Here is a 22,020-nt window from a genome sequence, read left to right on the forward strand (position 1 = left end):
CACAAGGTGTAAAGCGAACTAAACTGTTTTATTCATGCCTTAATCGGTGAGGGTCTCAATGGACCGGGGGTGGCCGGTAGGGTGATCGACTACATCGCTGGCAGGATCGGATTGATTGCGCGCCGCAATCCAGTTCTCTGGGTTGCCGGCGCGTTATTGCTTCTGCACGGCGCGATGTCGTTCGCGAGGCGTCCCTTTCACGCTCCCGCTCAAAGGCATGATTCGGCGTTGATTCTTTTTTATTCGTACCCCGTTGCTGCATCACCTGCGTATGCGCCGTTTCATCATGTACGCCGTTATGCCGTCCAGACCACGATGCAATGGAGTGCGGTGGCGTACGGACTGCCCGACAGCCATAACATCGCGCAAGGCAGACAACGCTTCCGCCATGGAAGCGCGCCGGGTAATCCCTACCTCGCCCCGCTTGAGGGCGCGCAGGCTGCCCAATCGTCCGCGCTGCCCAGCTATGGCTTCGGCCTTCCTTCGGACGCGCAGAGCGTTCCGCCCACTGCCGCCAGCAATAACGATGACTGGAGCTTCAGGGCCAATCCACTTCTGAACCTCAATCACGCGCATGAGCGCGGCGCAACCTTCTCGATTCGACACGACTTCTGAAGCGTCTGAAGCGTCTGAAGCGCGGCACATCCCTCGCCATATAAAAAAATGCTGCGTGCCTCGTGAGAGGCAACGCAGCATCGTCCATGATAAGGACAGAGGAGACTTCGACCTGCTACCCACGTACTGCAAACCGGCCGGTTTGCATTACGCAGCCTTCAGCAAACCATGCGGATCCAGCACGAACTTGCGCGGCGCGCCGCCATCGAACTGACGGTAGCCATCGGGCGCGCTGTCCAGCGAAATCACCGTCACGTTGACGATATCCGCGATGGGCAAGCGGTCCCACAGAATCGCCTGCATCAGATTGCGGTTGTACTTCATCACGGGCGTCTGCCCCGTGTGGAACGAGTGCGACTTCGCCCAGCCGAGGCCGAAGCGGATCGACAGGCTGCCTTTCTTCGCGGCGGAATCGACTGCGCCCGGATCGTCGGTCACATACAGACCCGGAATGCCGATCGCGCCAGCGGGCTTCGTGATGTCCATCAGCGAATTGAGCACCGTGGCGGGCGCTTCCTCGCGCGCACCGCTGCTGCCGTGGCCATGCGCTTCGAAGCCGACGCAATCGACGGCGCAATCCACCTCGGGCTTGCCGAGAATCTGCGCGATCTGCTCGCCGAGCGTCGCGTCCTTCGACAGATTGACCGTCTCGAAGCCGACGGCACGCGCATGCGCAAGCCGCTCTTCGTTCATGTCGCCGATGATCGTGCAGGCCGCACCCAGGATGCGCGCCGATGCGGCCGCCGCCATGCCGACGGGCCCCGCGCCCGCGATATACACCGTCGAACCCGGCTTCACGCCCGCCATCACCGCGCCGTGATAGCCCGTCGGCAGAATGTCGGAGAGACACGTGAGGTCGCGAATCTTTTCCATCGCGCGGTCGCGATCGGGAAACTTCAGCAGATTGAAATCCGCGTACGGAACCAGCACGTATTCGGCCTGCCCGCCGATCCAGCCGCCCATGTCGACGTAACCGTACGCGCCCCCCGCACGCGACGGGTTCACGTTCAGGCACACGCCCGTATGCTGTTCCTTGCAGGTCTGGCAGCGGCCGCACGCGACGTTGAACGGCACGGACACCAGGTCGCCGATTTTCAGCGTCTCCACGTCGCGGCCCACCTCGATCACTTCACCCGTGATTTCGTGCCCTAAAACAAGGCCGATTTCCGCCGTCGTGCGGCCGCGCACCATGTGCTGGTCTGAGCCGCAAATATTCGTCGATACCACTTTAAGAATCACGCCGTGGCCGATCGCGCGTCCGCGCGGATCGACCATCTTCGGATAATCAATCGGCCGTACTTCAACCTTGCCCTGCCCCAGATACACGACACCGCGATTGCTGCTCATCGTCTCGTCTCCATGTTGGTCTGCATGCGCAAAAAGGCGCTAAGTCGAGGTTAGTCCTTTTGCCCCGTGCGCCAATGTGCAAAAACCGACACGCGCTTTCCCTGAACCGACAAAGCCGGTCGGGACCGTTTTTGTTGATTGATCGTTCAATAAAAAAAGACTAGAGTGACGACTTTCAAAGGCGCTGGGAGCCAGCATGCCCAAAGTCGGAATGCGCGAAGTGCGTCGCGCGCAACTGATCGACGCCACCTTGCTCACCATCGACCAGTCCGGCCTCTCGGGCACGACGCTCGCTTCCGTTGCGCAGCGCGCGAACATTTCGACGGGCATCGTCAGTCACTATTTCGGCGACAAGGATGGTCTGCTCGAAGCGACGATGCGGCACATCCTGCGTGATCTATGGGCCGCCACGACGCGCCGCCGCATCGCAGCAAAAGCACAGCCGCGCGCGCGCTTGCGCGCGATCGTCGCGGCGAATTTCGATGTGTCGCAGGTGAGCGGCCCCGTCATGAAGACCTGGCTCGCGTTCTGGTCCGAGAGCATGCACGAGCCCGCGCTGCGCCGTTTGCAGCACGTCAATACGCGGCGCCTCTATTCGAACCTGTGCGCCGAGTTCGCAAAGGAACTGCCGCGCGCTTGCGCCCGGCGCGCCGCCAGCGGCCTCGCCGCAATGATCGACGGTTTGTGGCTGCGCGGCGCGTTGTCCGGCGATCCATTCGACACCAAAGCGGCGCTGCGCCTCGCCAACGACTACATCGACCTGCTGCTCGCACAAAGCGCCGCTTGAACCTCGCCTGAACGCCGCGCAACGCAAGACCGCATTTCAAGGAGAAACCCGGATGTCCGCATACGGCCTGCAACGTCTGTATATCGGCGGCGACTATGTCGACGCCACGAGCGGTGTCACCTTCGACACCTTCGATCCCGCCACGGGCGAACTGCTCGCCACGGTTCAGCAAGCAAGCGAGGCCGACATCGAGCGCGCCGTGCAATCGGCGCGCGAAGGCCAGCGCGCATGGGCCGCGATGACAGCGATGCAGCGCTCGCGCATCCTGCGCCGCGCGGTCGACCTGCTGCGCGAGCGCAACGACGAACTCGCCGAACTCGAAATGCGCGACACGGGCAAGCCCATCGCAGAAACGCGCGCAGTCGACATCGTCACGGGCGCCGACGTGATCGAGTATTACGCGGGTCTCGCAACGGCGATCGAAGGCCAGCAGATTCCGCTGCGCGCAGAATCGTTCGTCTATACACGGCGCGAGCCGCTGGGCGTGACGGCGGGCATCGGCGCATGGAACTACCCGATCCAGATAGCATGCTGGAAGTCAGCGCCCGCGCTCGCTGCCGGCAATGCGATGATTTTCAAGCCGAGCGAAGTGACGCCGCTGTCGGCATCGAAGCTCGCGGAGATCTATCTCGAAGCCGGCGTGCCCGCCGGCGTGTTCAACGTCGTGCAAGGCGACGGACGCGTGGGCGCGATGCTGAGCGCGCATCCAGGCATCGCTAAGATCTCGTTCACGGGCGGCGTGGAAACGGGCAAGAAGGTCATGTCGATGGCAGGCGGTTCATCGCTGAAGGAAGTGACGATGGAGCTTGGCGGGAAGTCGCCGCTGGTCGTCTTCGAGGATGCCGATCTCGACCGCGCGGCCGACATCGCCGTCACCGCGAATTTCTTCAGCGCGGGACAGGTGTGCACGAACGGCACGCGTGTGTTCGTGCATCAGTCGGTGCAGCCGGCGTTCGAAGCGCGTGTGATCGAACGCGTGAAGCGCATTCGCGTCGGCAAGCCATCGGACCCGTCGACCAATTTCGGCCCGCTGGCGAGCGCCGCGCAACTTGACAAGGTGCTCGGCTTCATCGAAAGCGGCAAGCGCGAAGGCGCTCGTCTCGTGGCAGGCGGCGCACGCATCGTCGAAGGCGATTACGCGCGCGGTCAATACGTGCAGCCGACTGTGTTCTCCGACTGCCGCGACGACATGAAAATCGTGCGCGAAGAAATCTTCGGGCCCGTGATGAGCATCCTCAGCTTCGTCGACGAAGACGACGTGATCGAGCGTGCGAACGACACGATCTACGGTCTCGCCGCGGGCGTCGTGACGGAAAACCTCGCGCGCGCGCATCGCGCAATTCACCGGCTCGAAGCGGGCATCTGCTGGATCAACACGTGGGGCGAGTCGCCCGCGGAAATGCCCGTGGGCGGCTACAAGCAATCGGGAGTCGGCCGCGAAAACGGCATCACGACGCTCGAGCACTACACGCGCATCAAGTCCGTCCAGGTCGAACTGGGCAAATACCAGCCCGTGTTTTGAGGGAGCGCAGCATGGCAGCGAAAGAGTACGACTACATCATCATCGGCGCGGGATCGGCGGGCAACGTGCTCGCCACACGCCTGACGGAAGACCGCGACGTGACCGTGCTGCTGCTGGAAGCGGGCGGCCCCGACTATCGCTTCGACTTCCGTACGCAGATGCCCGCTGCGCTCGCGTATCCGTTGCAGGGCAGACGCTATAACTGGGCTTATGAAACGGACCCCGAGCCGTTCATGAACAACCGGCGCATGGAATGCGGACGCGGCAAGGGCCTGGGCGGTTCGTCGCTGATCAACGGCATGTGCTATATCCGCGGCAACGCGCTCGACTACGACGGCTGGGCGGAACGAAAAGGCCTTGAAAACTGGACCTATCTGGATTGCCTGCCGTATTTCCGCAAGGCGGAAACGCGCGATGCCGGCGCGAACGACTACCACGGCGGCGACGGTCCCGTGCATGTGACGACCAGCAAGCGCGGCGTGAATCCGCTCTTCGAAGCGATGGTCGAAGCGGGCGTGCAGGCGGGCTATCCGCGTACCGACGACCTCAACGGCTATCAGCAGGAAGGCTTCGGCCCGATGGATCGCACGGTGACGGCCAACGGCCGCCGCGCGAGCACCGCGCGCGGCTATCTGGACCAGGCGAGGCCGCGCCCCAATCTCACGATCGTCACCTACGCGACCACCGACCGGATTCTGTTTAGCGGCAAGCGTGCGCAAGGCGTCGTGTATCTGGATGGACAGGCGCAGATCACAGCCCATGCACGGCGCGAAGTATTGCTGTGCAGCGGCGCAATTGCGTCGCCGCAGATCCTGCAGCGGTCGGGCGTCGGCCCCGGTGGATGGCTGCGCGATCTCGACATTCCCGTCGTGCTCGATCTTCCCGGCGTCGGCCAGAATCTGCAGGATCACCTCGAGATGTACATGCAGTACGAGTGCAAAGAACCCGTGTCGCTCTACCCTGCGCTGCTGCTGCGCAATCAGCCCGCGATCGGTATCGAATGGATGCTGAAGGGCACGGGCATCGGCGCGAGCAATCACTTCGAAGCGGGCGGCTTCATTCGCACTCGCGACGACGACCCGTGGCCGAACATCCAGTACCACTTCCTGCCCGTCGCGATCAACTACAACGGTACGAACGCGATCAAGATGCACGGCTTCCAGGCGCACGTCGGTTCAATGCGCTCGCCGAGCCGTGGACGCGTGAAGCTGCGTTCGCGCGACCCGCGCGAGCATCCGTCGATTCTCTTCAACTACATGGCGGAAGCCCTCGATTGGCGCGAGTTTCGCGACGCGATCCGCATCACGCGCGAGATAATCGCGCAGCCTGCGCTCGACCGGTTTCGCGGCCGCGAACTGAGCCCCGGCGCCGAGTTGCAAAGCGACGCGCAGATCGATGCGTTCGTGCGGGCACGAGCGGAAACGGCCTACCATCCGTCGTGCTCGTGTGCGATGGGTTACGACGACATGGCCGTCGTCGACGGCGAAGGACGCGTGCATGGACTCGAAGGCCTGCGCGTGGTCGATGCGTCCATCATGCCGCGCATCACGACGGGCAACCTGAATGCGCCAACCATCATGCTCGCAGAGAAGATTGCCGATCGGATTCGCGGACGCGCGCCGCTCGCGCGTTCGACCGCACCGTACTATGTCGCAAACGGCGCACCGGCGCGCGGCGCGAAGCATGTTGAGCACGCACCGGCACCGAGCGTGGCCGCGCATACACATTGACGAATGCGTGCGCGTCATGCAAATGACGCACACGTTCCATCCCAATGCCGAATCTGTTCTAGATGAAGGATTAATGGCGGCGTCTACTGGATCGGACCGGCTTCGCTGAAAAAGCCGGCTTCTTCCACCCTCCACCGGGAACGCCATGCCGACCACTGCTTCCGCCAAACGAGCCAGCGCTGCTGCGCGGCTCGAACGCCTGCCGTTTTCGGGCTATCACCGCACCATCTTCATCATCATCGCGATTGCGTTCTTCTTCGACTCCGTCGATCTCGGCACGATGACGTTCGTGCTCGGCTCGATCAAGACGGAGTTTGGGCTGTCGAGCGCAACGGCAGGGCTCGTCGCCAGCGCGAGTTTCTTCGGCATGGTGCTCGGGGCTGCCGTTGCGGGCCTGTTCGCGGACCGCTTCGGACGCCGCCCGGTCTTTCAATGGAGCATGGTGCTGTGGGGCGTCGCGTCGTATCTGTGCTCGACGGCGCAAAGCGTCGATGCGCTGATCGTGTATCGCGTGCTGCTCGGCATCGGCATGGGCATGGAATTCCCGATCGCCCAGACGCTGCTATCCGAATTCGTGCCGACGGCTTCGCGGGGACGCCTCGTCGCGCTGATGGACGGCTTTTGGCCGCTCGGCTTCATCACGGCAGGCTGCGTGTCGTACTTCGTGCTGCCGCACTTCGGCTGGCGCACCGTCTTCGCGCTGCTCGCGATCCCCGCCGTATTCGTGCTGATCGTGCGGCGCATCGTGCCTGAATCGCCGCGCTGGCTCGAACATCGCGGACGTCTCGCGCAAGCCGACGCCGTGCTCGACACCGTCGAGGCGAAGGTCATGAAGTCCAAAGGACTGCGTTCGCTGCCCGCGGCGTCGCTGCTTGCCGAGCCGGCCGCACCTTCGCAGCATGGCGCATTGCGTGAGATCTGGAGCGCCGCCTATCGTCAGCGCACGGTCATGGTCTGGGCATTGTGGTTTTTCGCGCTGCTCGGCTTCTACGGCCTCACGTCCTGGCTTGGTGCACTGATGCAGCAAGCGGGCTTCGCCGTGACGAAATCGGTGCTTTACACGGTGCTCATTTCGCTTGGCGGCGTGCCGGGCTTTCTGTGCGCCGCGTGGCTCGTCGAGCGTTGGGGACGTAAGCCGACGTGTATTGCTTCGCTGGTCGGCGGCGGCGTGATGGCTTACGCATATGGCCAGACCGCACTGCATGCGGACAGCGTGACGCTGCTGATCTGCACGGGCCTCGCGATGCAGTTCTTCCTGTTCGGCATGTGGGCCGTGCTCTATACCTATACGCCCGAACTCTACGGCACGGGCGCGCGCGCTACGGGGTCCGGCTTTGCGTCGGCAATCGGCCGTATCGGCTCACTGATCGGCCCGTATGCGGTCGGCGTGGTGCTGCCCATCTTCGGACAGGGCGGCGTGTTCACGCTCGGCGCGCTGTCGTTCGGTGTCGCGGCGTTCGCCGTGTGGGTGCTCGGCATCGAGACGAAGGGCCTCTCGCTTGAAACGCTCGTGTCGCATGTCGACGACGATGCGTCTGCGTGGCGCGTCGCCGCCGACGATGCGCGCTGAAGCACGCATATCGCAGACAAGTTCTTTCCAGTTGCTGTAACACGCTTTCCCGCGTGCAAGCGTGTTACAGCATGACCAGCCGATCACCGCGCTGTATCGCGCCGGCAACGGGCAGACGACCGCAAACCGCCGCCCTTCGCTATTGTCAGACCTGCCACGATCTAATGGGATGAAACACGTGCGGAGTCAAAACTCGACGAAGTGCAAGAACTGCGCAACGGCGTTGCTGCGTCTCAGCAGCGCGCGTGGGCGCGCGCTGCTGAACGGCTCGGGATGGATGCTGTGCGCTGAGCGCCTCAGCGCCGGCGCGGCCGCGCGGCGCTATGCGAAGCAGCGCCCTGCTGCCGCTCGCTCACCAGGTTGAACATGCTCATGCGCACGGTGATGTGCATCGTATTCGGCGTGGACGTTCGCAGCGGTGGACGGGCGGGTTTCGCTTCAGGCGCAAAACGCGGGCCGCTGCCATCCATGTCGACGCCCATCGCGTTGACGGGGATATCCATCAGTGCAGGATAATCGACGACCGCTTCGTCGGCCGTCACGGGCAGTTCCGCATTCGCCACGCTCTCCGCGAGCACAGGCACTTCCACGCCGAACACGCCATCGGAGAACGCAGGCTCGCCGATGTGCGCGGCCATCGCCGGTTCGAGCCGGGCTCGCTCGGCGGCATCGCCAGGGGCGCCGGCATAGACATCGATCCATTTCGGCAAATCCGCGAGATCGATAATCGTGAGTTTTCCGCCATAGACAGCGCCCGTGTCGATGTTGATCACGTTGTCCTTCGCAGTGACGCCCGACACGGGCGTATGGCCCACGATGACTGCCGCCACATTCTCGATCCGCCCCGGCGCATGCATCTGTGAGCGCACGCTGTGCGTCGCCCGGTCCAGCAGATTGCGCAAGGTGTTGCGCGACGGCGCGGGATGCGGCTGATAGGTCTTCCAGCGAGTACGCGACCAGATCGCCTTGCGGCGCAGCTTGCCATCGGCCTTTTCGCGTTCGATATCGACGACCAGCCTGTTCCAGTCGGACACGGGCGAATCGGCGTGCACAATACCGACCAGTCCATGTTCCGTTTCGATCTCGATCAGATACGGGAGCGAGGCCATGTACGCCGCAATCGCGTTGACCCATTCCCGATCATCCGCCCGGTCGAGCAGCCAGTTTCCGCCATTGCTGAGCAGCGAAAACGCCTGCTCGTCGCCGGCATGCCAGCGCACGATCACGTCTTCGTGATTGCCCTTCACCGACCTGATGCCATACTGTTCGACGGTTTCGAGCAGGGTATCCGACTGCGGCCCGCGATCGACGAGATCGCCGACCGCAAACAGCCGGTCGCGTTGCGGATCGAAGTTGCGCGCTTGCAGTTCCGCACGAAGTTGCGCGAAGCAGCCGTGTATGTCCCCCACGACAAAGTCGCGTCCCGATTCGTTGCGCGAATAGCGGTGAACGGCGCGGTAGGGCTCTCTCATAGCTCAGGAAATACGAAAACGGCAGTGGGTGGAGTGAAAGAAAATCCGCGAAAAGAATTCGAACAAAAACAGGAAAAAAATCAGGGCAGGTACGGCCGATGAGGCGCGAACTGCATGCTTGAAGCCAAGCATAGCGTGCAGAGAGGGGAAAAGGTGTCACACAAAAAAGGTTTGTGTAACCGTTCGTGAGGCGCGCTGCGGCCAGCATTCCAGCCAGCACACGGGCCGCGATTTCCCGCTGCTTACGCGGAGTCCATCCGCAGCGCGCCGGGCGCTCCCGCCGCCCGCCTGGCATTCGACGCGAGCATGCGCGCTAGCAATACCTTCGAAATGTGCAGTTCCGTCGCCGCCGCATCGAGCCGGCCCTGATTTCGCGCGACGGCCAGTTCGATCGCGTCCCATTCGGGGATAGCATCGGATTCGTCGGCGGATGCCCGCCGTATGATCGGCATGCTGGCGACATGCTCGAACCCCAGGTCGCGCGCCGTGATCAGGTGGCCGCTGCTGGCCACAATTGCGTGCCGGATGCGGTTGATCATTTCGCGCACGTTGCCGGGCCACGTGTGCGTGTCGAACGCTTCCCACGCACACACGGAAAAACCCCGCACGTTGTGACGGGAATCTGAGCGGAAGCTCTTCAATAGATGCGCGGCGAGCAGACGAATGTCGGGCCCGCGCTCGCGCAGCGGCGGAATCGTAATCGTCGCGGCGGAGAGCGACGCAAAAAGACGCGCGTGCAGACGATGCTCGTCTGCAGCGCGCTGCAAGCCGATATGTGTCGAGCAGATGATGCGCACATTGCGTGCTCCGCTACCGACCAGATCTGCGAGCCGTTCCTGTGCTGCAAGCGGCAGTTCGCAAACACCGTCGATGTACAGTGAGCCGCCCTCCGCCATGTTCAGGCGAGAATGCTGATTGCCCGTTTCGGCTTTCGTCTCCCCTACGCCAAATAGCTCCGCTTCCACGCGCTCGGGTGGATAAGCTGCACAATCAATCGAGACGAACGGCCCTTCGCGGCGCGACGAGCCCTGATGGATCGACGAGGCCGTGAGCGCCTTTCCGCTGCCCGACTCGCCGATAATCGTTACTGGACGCTCGTGTTCCGATGCAGTCCGTATCGCCGCCCGCACGTCGCCCATCGCAGCGCATGCACCGATCATCGCAAGCGCCCCGCCGCTCGCGTTCTTGTGTTCGATCACATCGACGGCCGACATCTCATAGGCGCGATCCAGCTCCTGCGCGATCGTTTCCGCCGCTGCGGGCAGGCGGATATAGCTTACGCAACGCGTCCGCACGATGCGCCCGATTTCCGGATCGTTGAGATGCGCGTTCGTGACCACGGCGACCCAGCTGATCTCGCCACTCGAACGCGTGAGTTCATCGACTTCGTGCAGATCGGCGGGAATGTTCAACGAAGAAAATTCGATCAAACCGGCGGCGCGATGACTGGCGAGCAACGCGGCGCCCTGGCGTGCGCGGATGTCGATACTGCGGATGCGCCATTGCAGCGACGGAAGATTGCCGTGCAGAGATGCGCGCTCGGGGTTGCACACGTGATAGAGCCGTTTCAGATTTAAATTCATGGTGTGATCGGTAGCCCGCCTCGATTGGTCCAACAATTGCCGATTGCGTATGCCCCGTTAAACATCCGCGATCGGTGACTCAAACGTAGCGGAATAGCAGATGCATCAATACGACGGGTTGTTACCGTTTGAAAACATCTTCCTGCAATGACGCGCCGCTGAATTTACGCGGAGAAAGATGGGACTGAGCAGGCGAGGCCCGCCAGCAAAGGAATAGAACGGATGGGGCCGCAATTCCGCACAATGCGCCACCGTTACGCGAGTAACGATCCTTTACACTCGTAAAAAGCAACTGTGGCGAGCGCAACACAGCGGTAATTTATGGCTGCTCGCGGCCAGTACTTGTTTCTCATTCGACGGCAATATAACGGCACAATGCTGCTGGCGAGCGGGGACGCGAAAGAATGACGCGGAAGGAAATCCATGAATGCAGTGCCAGCCGCGCAAAAACTGCAACGCTTACCGACCGCCGCAAAAAAACGGGCGCCTATGCTAGCACGCTATTCTTAACAGACGCTGATGCGCACAACACAGATCGGTACCAGGCGACGCAGCGTGTCAGCCTTACTACACAGACATGATTGCTTAGCTGCCGGGCAACGCGCGACCAGTTTGCGCACCGCTGCCTTAAGCGAGGCTTCAGTATCGCGGCCAGACAATGACGGTCTCTCAGGTTCCGGCAGCATGGCCCTCGGAATAAGCCGGAATCTTTCGGCCGACCTTCATGGTCGGCCATTTTTCAGCCGTACCATCCAGCCGTCAAGGCTCGCGGAAACTCCAGCTTCCCTCGACATCGATCACCGTCTTGACCGAATTGGCGAGAAAGCAGGCGTCGTGGGCGAGATGGTGCAGATGCGCTAGCGCTTCGTCGCTGGGCGCTTTCGCGCCCGCGAATGCAACAGCGGGCTTTAGCACGACACGCGCGATCACTTCCTTGCCCTCGTCATTTTTGGCCATCGTGCCTTCGGCTGCATCGCGGTACGACGTGACGACATAGCCCTGCTCCACCGCGATCGAAAGAAACCACAGCATGTGGCAACTCGACAGCGCTGCAATATAGGCCTCTTCCGGATCGACGCCGGCGGGATCGGAGAACGGCACACGCACGACGTGTGGCGAACTCGATGCGGGCACCACCGCGCCGCCGTCGAACGTCCATTGATGCGCGCGGCTATAGCGATTGTCCGTGAACTTGCTGCCGTTGCTGCTCCATTCGATGAGCGCCGTATGCCTGGCCATGCGACAAGGCTCCTCTGTATGACCGATAGGATCAGATGGGTGTCAGCACATCTTCGCCCGCGAAGTGACGCGTAGCGTTGGTGATGAAGTTGTCGACGGAAGCGCCGATGGCTTCCGGCGACGTGCCCGCCACATGTGGCGTGAGCACGACGTTGGGCAGATGCAGCAGCGCCTGCGGCGGCCGCGGTTCGCCCTCGTACACATCGAGGCCCGCGCCGGCGATCACGCCGTTGCCCAGCGCGTGTGCGAGGGCATCCGTATCGACGACGCTGCCGCGCGACACGTTCACGAGAAAGCCCTGCCTTCCCAGTGCTTCCAGCACGTCCCGATCGATCAGATGATGCGTCGACGGTCCGCCCGGCGTCGCCACGACGAGATAGTCGCTCCAGCGCGCGATCTCGCGCACGTCGTCGAAATAGCGCCACGCGACACCGTCGCGCGCGTTGCGGTTGTGATACCCGATTTCGATATCGAAGCCCTCTGCGCGCCGCGCAACCTTCCGGCCGATATTGCCGAGACCGATTACACCGAGCCGTTTGCCCGACACGGACGGGCGCATCGGCAACGCGTCGCGCCAGATGCCTTCGCGTGTCGCGCGGTCGCGCTGCGGCACGTCGCGTACGACGGCAAGCAGCAAGGCCATCGCATGATCGGCAACGCAATCGTCGTTCGTGCCTGCACCGTTCGCGAGCACGATGCCGCGCGCACGCGCATGGTCCACCGCAATGTTTTCGTAGCCCGCGCCGAGCGCGCTGACGAATTCGAGCGCAGGCATCGCGTCGATTTCAGCCGACGTCAAACCCGTCGTGCCATTGGTCAACACCGCGCGAATCGCTGCACCGTGTGTCCCGACGGCTGCCGTGCGTGCTTCGTGTGTCGGAGCGTAGTGAAGATCGAACGATGCGGCTATGCGTGCGCGACTGTCGTCGCCAAGGGGAATCAGGACGAGCAGGGAAGGTTTCATGACATCGACGCGAGCGGTGAAGGATCAGGGCTGCAACGAAGTGCGGCGAACGCGCAGTGTAGCAATAAGCCCGGCCCGCCGCAGCGCGGCGCGTCATGATTGCGCGGCCCACTGCGCCAGTTTGGCGATGGTGTTGATATTGCGCGCCGTCCCGTTCTTCGCGGCAGGAATTCTCAGCTTCGTCTTTGCCATGCCGTCGCCGTAATGCACGTAGATTTCGTGCTTGCCGAGCGCAACCTGCTCGTTGCGCCGCCCCGTGATGTGTTCGAGCGTATCGGCGGGCGGCGCATCGTCGAGGAAAATGGCGACCGTGCGGTTCGCCGCTTCGTTGCTGAACGGATTTGCCTGCAATACCGCGGCAATCTCCTTTCCCGTGCGGATCAACACGCCCACGGCCTTGCCCGCATAGGCTTCGAGGCGGCTTTCGAGGGCCTGCTGCACGGCGCGCTTTGCAAGCGTGCTGTCGAACACGACATTGCCGCTCGCAATGTAAGTGCGGACATTGGTGAAGCCGGCCGCTGCGCACACGCTGCGCAGCTCGGTCATCGGAAGCTTGCCGGTGCCGCCGACGTTGACGGCCCGTAACAACGCAACGTAAGTGGTCATGTGCGGCGTTCGAAGTGGCGATAGCGCCCGATGCTACCGCATCGACGTCACGGTCATCGCGGAAAATGCCCGGGCCGTTTCCTCTGGCCCCAATCCATTCAAACTCGACGCATCAGTGGTGCGCAGCGCCCTTCTCGCTGTCGAGATGCGCCATCTGCGCGGCCGCATAGCGTTCGCCCGCTGCCGCGCCCTTCGGCACCGCCTGCTCGATGGCAGCGAGCTCGCCCGCATCCAGCTTCACGCCGAGCGCGCCGAGCGCTTCCGTGAGCCGGTCGCGCCGCCGTGCGCCCACCAGCGGGACGATATCCTCGCCTTGCGCCGCCACCCAGGCGATCGCGATCTGCGCGACAGAGACGCCCTTGGCGTCCGCGATCTTGCGCAGCGCTTCGACGAGCGCCAGGTTGCGCTCGACGTTCTCGCCCTGGAAGCGCGGACTCATCGCGCGGAAATCGCCCTTGCCCGCCGCATCTTTCTGCCAGTGCCCGCTGATGAGACCGCGCGACAACACGCCGTAAGCCGTCACGCCGATACCGAGTTCGCGCAGCGTCGGCAGGATGTCGTCCTCAATGCCGCGAGAAATTAGCGAGTATTCGATCTGCAGGTCGCAGATGGGCGTGACGGATGCCGCCTTGCGGATCGTCGCCGAGCCGACCTCGGACAGTCCGACGTGCCGCACATGGCCCGCCCGCACCATCTCGGCGATCGCGCCGACCGTGTCTTCAATGGGCACGTTCGGGTCGAGCCGCGCCGGTCGATAGATGTCGATGTGATCGACGCCCAGCCGCTCCAGCGAATACGCGAGGAAGTTCTTCACGGCCGCCGGCCGAGCGTCGTACCCGGCCCAGCCGCCCGAAGGGTCGCGCAGCGCGCCGAATTTCACGCTGACGAGCGCGTTGTCGCGGCGCGATGCCGGCGCGAGCCTCAGCGCCTCGCCGAGCAGCATCTCGTTGTGACCCGAGCCGTAAAAGTCGCCCGTATCGAACAGCGTCACGCCAGCTTCGAGCGCAGCGTGGATTGTCGCGATGCTCTCGGCGCGGTCGGCGGGACCGTACATGCCCGACATGCCCATGCAGCCGAGGCCGATGGCCGAGCTGGCCGGGCCTGTCTTGCCAAGTTGAAGTTGCTTCATGTCCGTTCTCTTCCGTGGATGCGTTGAAGCGCAGTATCTGCCCAAACCGACCGTGCGATAATCCACCTCAATCCGAATACCCTGTGCGGAAATCCGAACAATGGTCGAACCCGATCTGGCCGATCTGAAAGCCTTCGTTTCGGTCGCGGCCGCTCGCGGCTTTCGCAACGCCGCGTCCAGGGGCGGCGTGTCTGCGTCGTCGCTGAGCGAAGCCATCAGGCGTCTCGAGCAGCAACTGGGCGTGCGTCTGCTGAACCGGACCACGCGCAGCGTCACGCCGACGGAAGCCGGCCAGCGCCTGTTCGAAAGGCTCGCGCCCGCGTTCGGAGAAATCTCGACCGCGCTGGATGCGATCAACCTGTTCCGCGACAGTCCCACGGGCACCTTGCGTCTGAACGTGCCGTCGATCGCCGCGCGTGAAATCCTGCCCGCGCTACTGTCGCGGTTCCTGGCCGGACATCCCGGCATCACCGTCGAGGTGACGTCGAACGACACGTTCATCGACATCCTTGCGGCGGGTTTCGACGCGGGCATCCGCTACGACGAACGCCTGGAGCGGGACATGATTGCCGTCCCGATCGGCCCGCCGATGCAGCGCATGATCGCGGCCGCGTCTCCTGCGTATCTGCAGCAGCACGGCGAGCCCCGCCATCCCGACGAACTGGTGTGGCACGCATGCATCGGCCACCGCTTCGAAAGCGGCGTGCTGGCCGTATGGGAATTCACGCGCGGCGACGACACCGTACGCATCGTGCCGAACGGGCCCATCGTGGCTTCCGTAATCGACATCCAGCTGCGCGCCGCCGTGGACGGACTCGGCATCGTCTATTCGTTCGACGAGTTTCTGCGTCCCGCGCTCGATGACGGCACGCTCGTGCCGATTCTGCGCGACTGGTGGCAATCGTTCACCGGGCCGCGTCTGTACTATGCGAGCCGCGAGCACATGCCCGCGCCGCTGCGCGCCTTCGTCGACTTCGTGCTGCGCGACAATCGCAGCCGGGACGCGGGGTGAAGCACAACAGCGGGATTCAACGCCGTTTGCCGTATTTCTTCCAGTAGCCGAACGAGTCTTCGTGACACTCGATATCCAGTTCCGCCACACGCGCATGCATGCGTTGCTGCGCGTCCTGCACGGCAAGGTTGTAGATCACGGGACCGATTTCCTCGACGAAGAACGCAAGCAGCGCCCCTGCCTGGATATTGCCGATCGGCTCGTCCATGTTCTCCGCGAAGTAGCGCTGCAGCGAAGCGATGGCTTCGTTGCGCACGTCCTTGTCCAGTTCGATTGCCATGCGGGTTCATCCTTGTGTTGCACCGTTTTGCCTGCATCGGGCGATGCAGCAGTGCGCATGAAACGGCAAAGCGGCGCGTCCCGCAAGCGGCGCGCCGCCTACCGTTGACGTTGCCGTCTTCAGCTGTTGATGAATGCAAGCAGATCGGCGTTGACCTTGTCGGCTTCCGTCACGCACATGCCGTGCGCGCCGCCTTCGTAGATCTTGAACGTCGCGTTTTTGACGATCTTCGCGGACAGCTTGCCGGCTGCGTCGATGGGCACGATCTGGTCGTCGTCGCCGTGCAGGATCAACGTCGGGACGTCGATCTTCTTCAGGTCTTCCGTGTAATCGACTTCCGAAAACTCACGGATGCACAGGAACTGGCCGTGGATGCCGCCCGCCATGCCCTGCGCCCAGAAGGCGTCGATCGTGCCTTGCGATACCTTCGAGCCCTGCCGGTTGAAGCCGAAGAACGGCACCGCGAGATCCTTGTAGAACTGCGAGCGGTTATCGGCGACGCCCTTGCGGATGCCGTCGAACACGTCCATCGGCAGACCGCCCGGATTCGCTTCCGTTTTCAGCATCAGCGGCGGCACGGCGCCGATCAGCACCGCCTTCGCGACGCGCTTCGTGCCGTGACGGCCGATGTAATGCGCGACTTCGCCGCCGCCCGTCGAATGGCCGACGAGCGTCGCACCCTGAATGTCGAGCGCATCGAGCAGTGCGGCGAGATCGTCGGCGTAGGTGTCCATGTCGTTGCCCGTCGCCGGCTGGTCCGAGCGGCCATGACCGCGGCGATCATGCGCGATCACGCGAAAGCCGTTGCGCAGCAGGAACAGCATCTGCGCGTCCCACGCGTCGGCATCGAGCGGCCAGCCGTGCGAAAACACGACGGGACGGCCCGTACCCCAATCCTTGTAGAAAATCTGCGTGCCATCCTTCGTGGTGATCGTGCTCATCCCGTTTCGCTCCATTGTGTGTTGACGCATCGCGCCGCGCGGCGGCGGGCAGGTTGATCGCGGGATAACGGCAGGACAGCGCCGCGCAGCACGTCGAGCCGTATGACCCGATGCGCACGCAAAGATCCCGGCCGTCCTTCGATTATCGACGGCCATGTTACAGCGCGATAAAACATCCTTCAGAAGAGGTGCTTTCGACGCAGCAGACAAGCGCAAGCGCTTCAATGCGCTTCCCGTGGCTGCGCATTGGCGACGGGCGCGTCCTGCGCGAAGAGGCTGGGCGCGGGCACGGTCGCGGGATCGGTGCCCGTTTCCATGTCGTTGCGATGTAACGCGAGCGCCCTGACGCCCGCTTCGGCGGCAGGCGTCGCGGCGTTTTACGACGCATGAAGGGGCGCACGGGCATGCCGGCGCACTGCCGACTGATCGTCGCCCACACGCGAATTGCGTGTACCCTTCGAACAGCATCCAGTGACTTGTATGAAGCGTTGCACCGGCATCACCGACGACGGTTAACTCGATTCGTAGGCATGGCTATGCGAAAGTCAACTCGACGATTGCGCGGCGCGCGGCACGCGCTATGTGATGGCGGATTCGATCGATGACGGCACGCCCGTTACCCGTGGTTCTGTTCGGCGCGTTCGACCGGCACAACTTCGGCGACATGCTGTTCGCCCATGTGGCTGCGCGCCTGCTCACGGATCGCAGCGTACGCTTCGCCGGTCTCGCGGCACGCGATCTGCGCGCGCAAGGCGGGCACTGCGTCGACACGCTTCGTCCGTGGCACGAAAGTGCGGTCGATCTGCTGCATGTCGGCGGAGAGATTCTCGCCTGCGACGCGTGGGAAGCGGCCGTAATGCTGCAAGCGCCCGAAGACGCGCAGCGGCTCATCGCATTGCAGCGGCACGATCGCTTCGGATGGGCGCAACGCGTGCTCGGCACGCGGGAGCGTGCGCCGTATGTGGTATCGAAGCATGAATTGCCGTGCGCCGCGCATGTGCTGTTCAACGCCGTGGGCGGTGTCGCGCTCGACGTTCGCGACGCGGCGTTGCGCGACGAAGTGCTCGCCAAACTCGCGCGTGCCGACGACGTCAGCGTGCGCGATCTGCACACGCAGACGGTGCTCGCGAACTCCGGCATCAACGCGCGGCTCGCGCCCGATTGCGCGGTGCTGGCCGCCGAACTGTTCGGCGACACGATCCGCGCCCACGCGAACGCAGCCGCCCTCGCACGGCTGCGCGAAGCCGCGCCGAACGGCTATCTCGCGGTGCAGCTCAGCGCCGATTTCGGCGACGACGCGACGCTCGCGCGGGTCGCCACACAACTGGACCGCGCGGCCGACGCGCATCGCCTCGCCGTCGTGCTGTTTCGCGCTGGCGCCGCGCCCTGGCACGACGACCTGGCGTGCCTGGAGCGCATGGCCGCGCGCATGCGTACGCGTCACGTGCACGTGTTCGATTCGCTGAACATCTGGGACATTTGCGCGTTGATCGCGCACAGCCGCGGCTTTATCGGCAGCAGCCTGCACGGGCGGATCGTCGCCATGGCGCATGCGTTGCCGCGCATCAACGTGCTGCACGACGAGGACTTCTCGCGCCCCTGCAAGCAGGTCGCATTCGCGCAAACATGGGAAGACGCGGGCACGCCCGTTGCCATGCGCGTGAGCGAGATCGCCGATGGCATCGACGTCGCGTTGTGGGCCGCTCCCGAACGGCTCAAGCAAACGGCCACCCGACTTGTTACGCTCTGCCGCGCCGCATTCCAAACGACGCTTTCACGTCTGCGCTGAACGTCGCGCCACCCCGCAGGCGGCGAGCGCCATGCTCAGCGCTTCACAGGAACGCCGTACGTGCCGACGATGCGCCTGTCCTGCTCCGCCGCGGAAAACAGCTCCCACTCGAGCCCGTTCACGTCGACGCTGCTCGAATAGCCGTCGACAAAGTCATCCTCGAAACCGACATGGCGCAATTGCCCTGCTTGTTCCGGCTTTTCATTAATCGAGAAGTTGAGCAGGTCGGTGCGCCACATTGCATACTGTCCCGGCACCACAGCCGATGGCGGTTGTCCGAGACGGCGGCTGTAGTCGTCGATCGATACGTCGAGATTCGCAACGGCCAATGCAATGTGAAAGCGCTTCATGAACGGGCTCCGCAATGTGGTTGAAGTGACGTGAATCGGCAGCGCGACCATCGTAGCCACGACACTCATGCGTAGCCAGATCAGCAATCATGCTGGTATCGGCGTTACCCGCCTTCTTGCTTTTCGTCCAAAAGGAGCCGCATCCGATGCTTTCCCACGTGTTTATCGGCGTTAACGATTTCGAGCGGGCGTTTGATTTCTATTCGACGGTACTCGGCGAGCTCGGGCTCGCGTTGAAGTTCCGTGAAGACGACAGGCCGTGGGCAGGATGGATGAAGCCCGGCGTCGCGCGGCCGCTGTTTCTCGTGGGCAAGCCGTTCGACGGCCAGCCTGCCGAGCCGGGCAACGGCGCGATGGTCGCACTGCTGGCAGCTGACCGTCTCACCGTCAAGCGCGTGCACGCGACGGCGCTCGCACAGGGCGCCACCTGTGAAGGTCCGCCAGGGCTGCGCCCCGAATACCACGCGAACTACTACGGCGCGTACTTTCGCGATCCCGACGGCAACAAGCTTTGCGTGTGCTGTCACGGCCCTGCGTGACAGCACCACAGAGCACTTGCGACACACGCCGCGTCAGTTCGTCGTCACGTACTTGCGCGCCGCCGTGACGGGTCGCTGGGACGGCGGCACGACCGGGTCGAGTGTGCCACGCATGCGTTTGACTTCATCGACGGGGCTCAAGCCGAACAGGCGCTTGAATTCGCGGCTGAACTGCGATGCGCTTTCGTAACCGACGCGCGCAGCCGCGGCGCTCGCATTCAGTCCGTCCTGCACCATCAGCAGCCGCGCATGGTGCAGGCGCGTGGTCTTCACGTACTGCATCGGCGAAGTGGACGTGACGTTCTTGAACTGCGCATGAAACACGGCGAGGCTCATGCCCGATTCGCGCGCGAGGGTTTCGACGTCGAGGTCGCCGTCGTACTCCGTGTGAATGCGCCGCAGCGCCTTCGCGATGCGCCCGAAATGATGCTGATGCGTGAGCGCCGCGCGAATCGCGTCGCCCTGCACGCCCGTCAGCACGCGATAGCAGATCTCGCGCACGATCGACGGCGCGAGAATGCGCGCATCGAACGGCGACACGAGGGCTTCGAGCAGACGCAACACGGCGTCGCCGAGCGGTTGGTCGAGCGGCGTCGAGTAGATGCCGCGCGGCTCGCTGTCGACGGCGCCGTGCGTCTCATTGAGCAGCATCAGCAGTTCGGCGACCATCGTCAGATCGACGCGAATCGAAATACCGAGAAACGGCTCGTCGATGCTCGCTTCCGTCTCGCATTCGAACGGCAGCGGCACGGACAGCACGAGATACTGCTGCGCATCGTAGATATACGACTGCTCGCCCAGATAGCCGCGCTTGCGCCCCTGACACACAATGACGATGCTCGGCTCGTACATCACCGGGCGTCGCGGCATCGGATGATTGGCGCGCAGAAACTTGACGCCTTCGAGCGGCGCATCAGTCATGCCCTCGGCGGGTGCGAGCGTGCGCAGCAGTTCGACCATGCGCTGCTGGGGCGTACCCGCCGTGAGGGGCGCGTCGTGTGAAAGTTTGGTGTCGGACATGATGAAATCCAGTTGACGAAACCATGTGGCGCCAGAGAATATGGCTTGAAATCTAGCATTAAATGGCCTATCGCGGATGCCGCCAGGAGAAATAGGCAAACCTTCAAGACGTTCAGGTATTCCCTGAGGCACGCGGCGTCCCTAACATGAGAACCCTGTCGCAAAGCCCGCTTCTGTCCGCGACACCCGTCCATCGCCTCGCACGAGGCACACGCGCCGCGCGTTGCGCTGCCGTTCGGCTGCCTCGCGTGCGTTGCGCTCCACGGACGGACCTCACGACGGACATCCCGCGCGCCACGGCGCACGACAGATTCCCCGCCGCGCTTGCAGGTCGCTTACAGACCGCGCGGCGCCTCGCGCAATTGCACTATCGAGCTGGAGCATTCATGACCACGACCTACGCCTATGCCGCAACCGACGCGCAATCGAAACTCGCGCCGTTCGAATTTCAGCGTCGCGATCTGCGCGAACACGATGTACAGATGGAAGTCCTGTTTTGCGGCGTCTGTCATTCGGACTTGCATCAGGCACGCAACGAATGGAAGAACACGATTTTCCCCGTCGTCCCCGGCCATGAGATTGTCGGCCGCGTGACGAACGTCGGGTCGCAGGTGACGAAATACAAGGTGGGCCAGCTGGTCGGCGTCGGCTGCCTGGTCGATTCGTGCCGCACTTGTCCCAGCTGCCAGGAAGGTCTCGAACAGTATTGCGAGAATGGCTTCGTCGGCACGTACAACGGCAACGACCGTCAGACAGGCGCGGTGACGTATGGCGGCTATTCGACGCAACTCGTCGTCGATGAAGACTTCGTGCTGCGCGTGCCGGAGAACCTCGATCCGGCAGGCGTCGCGCCGCTGCTGTGCGCGGGCATCACGCTGTACTCGCCGCTGCGCACGTGGGGCGCGGGACCGGGCAAGAAGGTCGGCATTGTCGGTCTGGGCGGCCTCGGCCACATGGGCGTGAAGCTCGCGCACGCGATGGGCGCGCACGTCGTGCTGTTCACGACCTCGGTCTCGAAGATCGAGGATGCGAAACGCCTCGGTGCCGACGAAGTGGTGATCTCGAAGAACCCGGCGGAGATGGAAGCGCATGTGAACAGCTTCGATCTGATCGTCAACACGGTCGCCGCGCAGCACGATCTGAATCCGTTCATCAACCTGCTGAAGCGTGACGGCACGCTGACGCTGGTGGGTGCGCCGGAGCACGATCATCCGTCGCCGCAGGTGTTCAACCTGATCATGAAGCGCCGCCGTCTGGCGGGTTCGCTGATCGGCGGCATTGCGGAGACCCAGGAGATGCTGGATTTCTGCGGCAAGCACGGCATCACCTCGGACATCGAGATGATCCAGATGCAGCAGATCAATGAAGCATATGAGCGCATGTTGAAGAGCGATGTGAAATACCGCTTCGTCATCGATCTCGACTCGCTCCGCAAGTAACGGGCAGCAGGACCCAACAGGACCCGATTCGCGCTTCACCCCCTCCTCCCAGGCCGTGCAGGATGGCGGCCTGTCCCTGCTTCCCG

The 22,020-nt window shown here is 63.4% G+C and carries 20 protein-coding genes; 9 read left to right on the forward strand and 11 right to left on the reverse strand.

Translation table 11 applies throughout. The annotated features are described in order from the left end of the window. The first annotated feature begins 81 nt into the window (after positions 1-81). Positions 82-615: a hypothetical protein gene (locus BPHY_RS16765; RefSeq protein ID WP_244257642.1), complete on the forward strand. Its 534-nt coding sequence runs from the start codon at positions 82-84 to the stop codon at positions 613-615. A gap of 147 nt (positions 616-762) precedes the next feature. Here BPHY_RS16765 and fdhA read toward each other — a convergent pair whose 3' ends face one another. After that, on the reverse strand, positions 763-1,962 hold the full coding sequence (fdhA, locus tag BPHY_RS16770) for a formaldehyde dehydrogenase, glutathione-independent (RefSeq protein ID WP_012402636.1): 1,200 nt from the start codon (positions 1,960-1,962) through the stop codon (positions 763-765). 196 nt (positions 1,963-2,158) lie between these two features. Here fdhA and betI point away from each other — a divergent pair, with 196 nt between their 5' ends. From betI to BPHY_RS16790, 4 genes are all read left to right on the forward strand, one after another. Beyond that, positions 2,159-2,749 (forward strand): transcriptional regulator BetI, encoded by a 591-nt coding sequence (gene betI / locus BPHY_RS16775; RefSeq protein WP_012402637.1) that lies wholly within the window; start codon positions 2,159-2,161, stop codon positions 2,747-2,749. A gap of 52 nt (positions 2,750-2,801) precedes the next feature. Next, complete coding sequence (betB, locus tag BPHY_RS16780) at positions 2,802-4,271, forward strand: betaine-aldehyde dehydrogenase (RefSeq protein ID WP_012402638.1); 1,470 nt, start codon at positions 2,802-2,804, stop codon at positions 4,269-4,271. 11 nt (positions 4,272-4,282) lie between these two features. Further along, complete coding sequence (betA, locus tag BPHY_RS16785) at positions 4,283-6,001, forward strand: choline dehydrogenase (protein WP_012402639.1); 1,719 nt, start codon at positions 4,283-4,285, stop codon at positions 5,999-6,001. Between the two features lie 145 nt (positions 6,002-6,146). Further along, positions 6,147-7,571, forward strand: a complete 1,425-nt coding sequence (locus BPHY_RS16790; protein ID WP_012402640.1) for an MFS transporter — start codon at positions 6,147-6,149, stop codon at positions 7,569-7,571. Positions 7,572-7,867: 296 nt separating this feature from the next. Here the strand turns inward: BPHY_RS16790 and BPHY_RS16795 are convergent, their stop codons facing one another. The 6 genes from BPHY_RS16795 to BPHY_RS16820 form a co-directional block, all read right to left on the reverse strand. Beyond that, positions 7,868-9,043, reverse strand: a complete 1,176-nt coding sequence (locus BPHY_RS16795; RefSeq protein WP_012402641.1) for a metallophosphoesterase — start codon at positions 9,041-9,043, stop codon at positions 7,868-7,870. Between the two features lie 242 nt (positions 9,044-9,285). Beyond that, positions 9,286-10,626 carry a sigma-54-dependent transcriptional regulator gene (locus tag BPHY_RS16800; RefSeq protein WP_012402642.1) on the reverse strand — a complete coding sequence of 447 codons (1,341 nt, stop codon included), beginning with the start codon at positions 10,624-10,626 and terminating at the stop codon, positions 9,286-9,288. A 759-nt stretch (positions 10,627-11,385) separates the two neighbouring features. Continuing rightward, the gene (locus BPHY_RS16805) at positions 11,386-11,865 is read right to left on the reverse strand and encodes an OsmC family protein (protein ID WP_012402643.1); all 480 of its coding nucleotides are present in this window, start codon (positions 11,863-11,865) and stop codon (positions 11,386-11,388) included. 31 nt (positions 11,866-11,896) lie between these two features. Beyond that, entirely contained in the window at positions 11,897-12,829 is a 933-nt protein-coding gene (locus tag BPHY_RS16810) for a 2-hydroxyacid dehydrogenase (protein WP_012402644.1), read from the reverse strand. A gap of 93 nt (positions 12,830-12,922) precedes the next feature. Then, positions 12,923-13,435, reverse strand: coding sequence for a DUF1697 domain-containing protein (locus tag BPHY_RS16815; protein WP_012402645.1), 513 nt, complete (start codon positions 13,433-13,435; stop codon positions 12,923-12,925). A 112-nt stretch (positions 13,436-13,547) separates the two neighbouring features. Further along, the gene (locus tag BPHY_RS16820; protein ID WP_012402646.1) at positions 13,548-14,564 is read right to left on the reverse strand and encodes an aldo/keto reductase; all 1,017 of its coding nucleotides are present in this window, start codon (positions 14,562-14,564) and stop codon (positions 13,548-13,550) included. A gap of 100 nt (positions 14,565-14,664) precedes the next feature. Here BPHY_RS16820 and BPHY_RS16825 point away from each other — a divergent pair, with 100 nt between their 5' ends. Beyond that, positions 14,665-15,576 carry a LysR family transcriptional regulator gene (locus BPHY_RS16825; RefSeq protein WP_012402647.1) on the forward strand — a complete coding sequence of 304 codons (912 nt, stop codon included), beginning with the start codon at positions 14,665-14,667 and terminating at the stop codon, positions 15,574-15,576. 16 nt (positions 15,577-15,592) lie between these two features. Here the strand turns inward: BPHY_RS16825 and BPHY_RS16830 are convergent, their stop codons facing one another. Both BPHY_RS16830 and BPHY_RS16835 read right to left on the reverse strand, forming a co-directional pair. Then, positions 15,593-15,856, reverse strand: coding sequence for a DUF2164 domain-containing protein (locus BPHY_RS16830; protein ID WP_012402648.1), 264 nt, complete (start codon positions 15,854-15,856; stop codon positions 15,593-15,595). Between the two features lie 119 nt (positions 15,857-15,975). Continuing rightward, complete coding sequence (locus tag BPHY_RS16835; protein WP_012402649.1) at positions 15,976-16,797, reverse strand: alpha/beta fold hydrolase; 822 nt, start codon at positions 16,795-16,797, stop codon at positions 15,976-15,978. Between the two features lie 601 nt (positions 16,798-17,398). Here BPHY_RS16835 and BPHY_RS16840 point away from each other — a divergent pair. Continuing rightward, positions 17,399-18,586 (forward strand): polysaccharide pyruvyl transferase family protein, encoded by a 1,188-nt coding sequence (locus tag BPHY_RS16840; RefSeq protein WP_012402650.1) that lies wholly within the window; start codon positions 17,399-17,401, stop codon positions 18,584-18,586. Between the two features lie 35 nt (positions 18,587-18,621). Here the strand turns inward: BPHY_RS16840 and BPHY_RS16845 are convergent, their stop codons facing one another. Next, positions 18,622-18,936, reverse strand: a complete 315-nt coding sequence (locus BPHY_RS16845; RefSeq protein WP_012402651.1) for a VOC family protein — start codon at positions 18,934-18,936, stop codon at positions 18,622-18,624. Positions 18,937-19,082: 146 nt separating this feature from the next. On the opposite strand from BPHY_RS16845, the gene BPHY_RS16850 reads away from it, so the two are divergent. Beyond that, positions 19,083-19,475, forward strand: a complete 393-nt coding sequence (locus BPHY_RS16850; RefSeq protein ID WP_012402652.1) for a VOC family protein — start codon at positions 19,083-19,085, stop codon at positions 19,473-19,475. A gap of 33 nt (positions 19,476-19,508) precedes the next feature. Here BPHY_RS16850 and BPHY_RS16855 read toward each other — a convergent pair whose 3' ends face one another. Beyond that, positions 19,509-20,495: an AraC family transcriptional regulator gene (locus BPHY_RS16855; RefSeq protein WP_012402653.1), complete on the reverse strand. Its 987-nt coding sequence runs from the start codon at positions 20,493-20,495 to the stop codon at positions 19,509-19,511. Between the two features lie 386 nt (positions 20,496-20,881). Here BPHY_RS16855 and BPHY_RS16860 point away from each other — a divergent pair, with 386 nt between their 5' ends. Further along, entirely contained in the window at positions 20,882-21,934 is a 1,053-nt protein-coding gene (locus BPHY_RS16860) for an NAD(P)-dependent alcohol dehydrogenase (RefSeq protein WP_012402654.1), read from the forward strand. Positions 21,935-22,020: the final 86 nt, after the last annotated feature.

Origin of the sequence: Paraburkholderia phymatum STM815 (assembly GCF_000020045.1) — a bacterium.
Classification (GTDB): Bacteria; Pseudomonadota; Gammaproteobacteria; order Burkholderiales; family Burkholderiaceae; genus Paraburkholderia; species Paraburkholderia phymatum.

Coding starts and splice junctions, on each gene's coding strand:
- BPHY_RS16850 (WP_012402652.1), top strand. CDS start 19,083: ATGCTTTCCCACGTGTTTATCGGCGTTAACGATTTCGAGCGGGCGTTT.
- fdhA (WP_012402636.1), bottom strand. CDS start 1,962: ATGAGCAGCAATCGCGGTGTCGTGTATCTGGGGCAGGGCAAGGTTGAA.
- BPHY_RS16805 (WP_012402643.1), bottom strand. CDS start 11,865: ATGGCCAGGCATACGGCGCTCATCGAATGGAGCAGCAACGGCAGCAAG.
- BPHY_RS16825 (WP_012402647.1), top strand. CDS start 14,665: ATGGTCGAACCCGATCTGGCCGATCTGAAAGCCTTCGTTTCGGTCGCG.
- BPHY_RS16860 (WP_012402654.1), top strand. CDS start 20,882: ATGACCACGACCTACGCCTATGCCGCAACCGACGCGCAATCGAAACTC.
- BPHY_RS16855 (WP_012402653.1), bottom strand. CDS start 20,495: ATGTCCGACACCAAACTTTCACACGACGCGCCCCTCACGGCGGGTACG.
- BPHY_RS16835 (WP_012402649.1), bottom strand. CDS start 16,797: ATGAGCACGATCACCACGAAGGATGGCACGCAGATTTTCTACAAGGAT.
- BPHY_RS16800 (WP_012402642.1), bottom strand. CDS start 10,626: ATGAATTTAAATCTGAAACGGCTCTATCACGTGTGCAACCCCGAGCGC.
- betB (WP_012402638.1), top strand. CDS start 2,802: ATGTCCGCATACGGCCTGCAACGTCTGTATATCGGCGGCGACTATGTC.
- BPHY_RS16815 (WP_012402645.1), bottom strand. CDS start 13,435: ATGACCACTTACGTTGCGTTGTTACGGGCCGTCAACGTCGGCGGCACC.
- BPHY_RS16820 (WP_012402646.1), bottom strand. CDS start 14,564: ATGAAGCAACTTCAACTTGGCAAGACAGGCCCGGCCAGCTCGGCCATC.
- BPHY_RS16830 (WP_012402648.1), bottom strand. CDS start 15,856: ATGGCAATCGAACTGGACAAGGACGTGCGCAACGAAGCCATCGCTTCG.
- BPHY_RS16810 (WP_012402644.1), bottom strand. CDS start 12,829: ATGAAACCTTCCCTGCTCGTCCTGATTCCCCTTGGCGACGACAGTCGC.
- betA (WP_012402639.1), top strand. CDS start 4,283: ATGGCAGCGAAAGAGTACGACTACATCATCATCGGCGCGGGATCGGCG.
- BPHY_RS16845 (WP_012402651.1), bottom strand. CDS start 18,936: ATGAAGCGCTTTCACATTGCATTGGCCGTTGCGAATCTCGACGTATCG.
- BPHY_RS16795 (WP_012402641.1), bottom strand. CDS start 9,043: ATGAGAGAGCCCTACCGCGCCGTTCACCGCTATTCGCGCAACGAATCG.
- BPHY_RS16840 (WP_012402650.1), top strand. CDS start 17,399: ATGACGGCACGCCCGTTACCCGTGGTTCTGTTCGGCGCGTTCGACCGG.
- betI (WP_012402637.1), top strand. CDS start 2,159: ATGCCCAAAGTCGGAATGCGCGAAGTGCGTCGCGCGCAACTGATCGAC.
- BPHY_RS16790 (WP_012402640.1), top strand. CDS start 6,147: ATGCCGACCACTGCTTCCGCCAAACGAGCCAGCGCTGCTGCGCGGCTC.